General features: G+C 67.4%; 4 protein-coding genes. All 4 read right to left on the bottom strand.

Going from position 1 to position 3,483, the window contains the following annotated elements; genetic code table 11:
- Positions 1–157: 157 nt before the first annotated feature.
- Positions 158–1,000 (bottom strand): amidohydrolase family protein, encoded by an 843-nt coding sequence (locus tag Q1W26_RS11865; RefSeq protein ID WP_300440190.1) that lies wholly within the window; start codon positions 998–1,000, stop codon positions 158–160.
- On the bottom strand, positions 997–2,145 hold the full coding sequence (gene ssuD, locus Q1W26_RS11860) for an FMNH2-dependent alkanesulfonate monooxygenase (RefSeq protein ID WP_300440187.1): 1,149 nt from the start codon (positions 2,143–2,145) through the stop codon (positions 997–999). The genes Q1W26_RS11865 and ssuD overlap by 4 nt, the downstream gene beginning before the upstream one ends.
- A gap of 67 nt (positions 2,146–2,212) precedes the next feature.
- Positions 2,213–3,031: an ABC transporter ATP-binding protein gene (locus Q1W26_RS11855; RefSeq protein WP_300440186.1), complete on the bottom strand. Its 819-nt coding sequence runs from the start codon at positions 3,029–3,031 to the stop codon at positions 2,213–2,215.
- A gap of 10 nt (positions 3,032–3,041) precedes the next feature.
- A partial coding sequence (locus Q1W26_RS11850; RefSeq protein ID WP_300440184.1) for an ABC transporter permease subunit occupies positions 3,042–3,483 on the bottom strand: 442 nt, incomplete at its 5' end.

Raw genomic sequence — 3,483 nt, 5'->3', positions numbered from 1 at the left:
TGATGCGCAAGCTCGTCCAGGTCAGCTACGGCGTGCTCAAGTCGGGGCAGACCTTTCAGCCGGGGCTTCACGGGGCTTGACGGGGATAACAGTATCTACAGATCTGTCGCCGCCCCCACAAAATGGGCAGCTCTTGACCAGCCTCGATCTTTCGACATTAAAGCTTGAACAGCCTGGCGGCGTTGCCGTAGAGCAGCTTGTCCAGCACCGCTTCGCTGAAGCCCAACTGCAAAAAGTCGTCGATGCTCTGGCGGATCGGCCGGAAAGGGTAGGACGAGCCGAACAAAAACTGGTCGGCAAGAAAACCGTTGGCGGCCTCCACGTAGGTCTTGCTGCCCGGCAGGAACAGATACATGTCGGGCACCACGTGGATGTTCTCGTAGCGGAAGGCCGCGCCGATGAGCTGCTCGGCGTTCGGCCAGTAGCCGTGGTAGCAAACAATGGGCAGCGTCGGAAAAGCCTGGGCGACGCGGGCCAGCGGCGCCGGGTCGTTGAAGCGCAGATCCGGCGTGGTCGGGCCGGTCATCAGAAACACCGGTACGCCGAGGCTGGCGCAGACTTCATAGATCGGGAAGTAAACCGGATCGTCCGGGTGTCGGGCCGGCACGCCAAAGCCCGGTTCGATGTCGATGCCGGCCAGCCCGAGTTCGCGAATGGCGCGCTCGGCCTCGTCCACCGCCGCGTGGCCCTGGAGCTGCGGGTCCACGCCGGCGATGCCGAGCAGTTCGTCGTGGCCGTGGGTGATGCGGTGGATCAGGTCGTTGGGCAGGTGCTGGGCCGGCGTGTGGCGGCCCACCACGACGGCCTTCGACAGCCCGGCCTCGCGCACTTCGGCCAGAAAGCCTTCCTGGGTGCGCGAGCGGGCGTAGTGCTCGTCGTCGCCCCGGGTGCCAACCCGGCGGTTGAGCCAGCGGGCGGTTTCGTTGGCGGCCGAGCCCGGCGTGGCACCAAAGAAATCGTGCAGAAAGGCCGGCCGGCAGCGCATGTCGATGACCTTCATGCCGCCACCTTCTCGTCTGCGCCGGTCTTGACGGTGCTGGCGTCGAAAGGCCCGCCGGTCATCACCTGATCCTGGATCGTCACCGGCTTCTTGCCGGGCAGCAGCGGAAAGACCAGCTCGGCGAAGCGATAGGCTTCTTCCAGGTGCGGGTAGCCGGAGAGCACAAAACTGTCCACACCGAGATCGACGTATTCCTTCAGGCGCGCGGCGACGGTTTGCGGGTCGCCGACCAGCGCGGTGCCGCAGCCGCCGCGCACTAGGCCGACGCCGGCCCACAGGTTGGGGCTCACCTCCAGCTTGTCGCGGTGGCCGCCGTGCAGCGCGGCCATGCGCCGCTGGCCTTCGGAATCCATGGATGCGTAGCGCGCCTGCACCTTGGCGATCACGTCGTCGTCGAGACGGCTGATCAGATTGTCGGCGGCGGCCCAGGCTTCGGCGTTGGTCTCGCGCACGATGACGTGCAGGCGCACCCCGAAGCGCACCGTGCGGCCCCGCAGGGCGGCGCGGGCGCGCACGTCGGCGATCTTCTCGCCCACCGCGGCCGGCGGCTCGCCCCACGACAGGTAGGCATCGACGTGCTCGGCCGCCAGATCATGGGCGGCGGACGACGAGCCGCCAAAATACAGCGGCGGATGCGGGCGCTGGATTGCGTCGAAGTAGAGCCTGGCGCCCTTGACGCGGTGGTGCTGGCCTTCGAAATCGACCGTTTCACCGGCCATCAGGCGGCGCCAGATGGCCAGGAATTCCGATGCTTCGTCGTAGCGCTCATCGTGATCGAGAAAAATGCCGTCGGCGGCCAGCTCGGTCGAATCGCCCCCGGCCACCACGTTGAGCAGCAGACGGCCCTGGGTGGCCTGGTCGAGAGTGGCCGCCATGCGCGCGGCGGCGGTCGGCTTGGTCAGCGCGGTACGCAGCGCCACCAGCAGCTTGAGGCGACGGGTGACGGAAGCGACGCTGGAGGCGGTCACCCACGGATCGAGGCAGCCGCTGCCGGTGGGAATCAGGATGCCGTCGTAGCCCAGGTTGTCGGCGGCCACGGCAATTTGCTGCAGGTATTCGGGGGTGGCGGTGCGGCCGGAATTGGACTTGCCCAGGTAGCGGGTATCGCCGGAGGTGGGCAGAAACCAGAAAATATCGAGACTCATGAAAAATCCTTGAACAGACGAATGGATTGGATGAAAGGCCAGCCGGGGCGAATGCCTGCGCCGCCGCTCACACGGCGAAGCCGAGCGTCGACCAGTTGAGCGGTGCCGGCGTGGGCGGGGCAGCGGCGATATCCGGCGCGATGTCGAGGTAATCCTGCTGCCCGCCGTTGAGCAGGGTCAGCACCTCGGCCTCAGCGCGGGCCAGGGCCGGGTTGCGGCGATCCCGCGGGCGCGGCAGCGCCACGGCCACCTCGCCGGCGATGCGGCCCGGGCCGCTGTCCATGACGACAATCCGGTCGCTGAGGTAGGCCGCTTCGTCGATATCGTGGGTGACCAGCAGCAGCGTGGTGCCGTGATGGGCGGCCACCGACAGCAGCAGATCCTGCAGGCGCATGCGGGTGAAGGCATCGACGGCGCTGAAGGGCTCGTCGAGCAAGAGCAGCGCCGGCTGGGTGAACAGCCCGCGGGCGATCGCCGCCCGCTGGGCCATGCCGCCGGAGAGCTGCTTCGGCCAGGCGTCGGCGAAGGCCGCGAGGCCCACTTCGGCGAGCAGTTCGCGCACGCGGGGGTGGCGCCCGCCGTGGCGGCCGGCCTCGAAGCCGACGTTGTCCGCCACCGACAGCCAGGGCAGCAGGCGCGGCTCCTGGAAGATGAAACCCACGTCGGGGGAATGGAGCTGGGGCGTGGCGCCCTTGACCAGCACGCGTCCGGCGTAATCCGTTTCGAGCCCGGCAACGATGCGTAGCAGCGTGCTCTTGCCGCAGCCGCTGGGCCCGACCAGGCTTACCGCTTCACCCGCCCGGATGTCGAGGGCCAGCCGGTCGATGACCCGGTGGGCGCGAAAGCTTTTTTCTTCAACCTGAAGCTGAAGCAGGGGCTTGGACATATTTTCTCCTTCAGGCCGCACGGCCGTCGAACACGTCGCGCCAGGCCAGAAGACGCTTCTCGGCCCGTTGCAGCACGCCGTCGCTGAGCTTGCCGAGCAGTGCGAGGACGATGATCGCCACGATTACCAGATCGGCCCGGGCCGTCTCGCGGCCATCGGTGAGCAGGTAGCCAAGGCCGCGGGTGGCGGCGATCAGCTCGGCGGCGACGAGGAACATCCAGGCCAGCGACAGCCCGCTGCGCAAACCGGTGAACAGGTTCGGCAGGGTGGCGGGCAAAAAGATGCGCGTCACCAGCGCCCAGCCCTTGAGGCCGAAAATGCCTCCCACTTCGACGAGCTTGCGATCGACGTTCTGGATGCCGGCGACGAAATTGAGATAGACGGGAAAGAAGGCGCCGATGGCGATCAGCGTGATCTTCGGCGCCTCGTCGATGCCGAGCCACAGCAGCAGC

Source organism: Zoogloea sp. (assembly GCF_030157465.1).
GTDB lineage: Bacteria > Pseudomonadota > Gammaproteobacteria > Burkholderiales > Rhodocyclaceae > Zoogloea.
The sequence above is the reverse complement of the archived record's forward strand: the minus strand, read 5'-3'. Positions and strand labels throughout refer to the sequence as shown.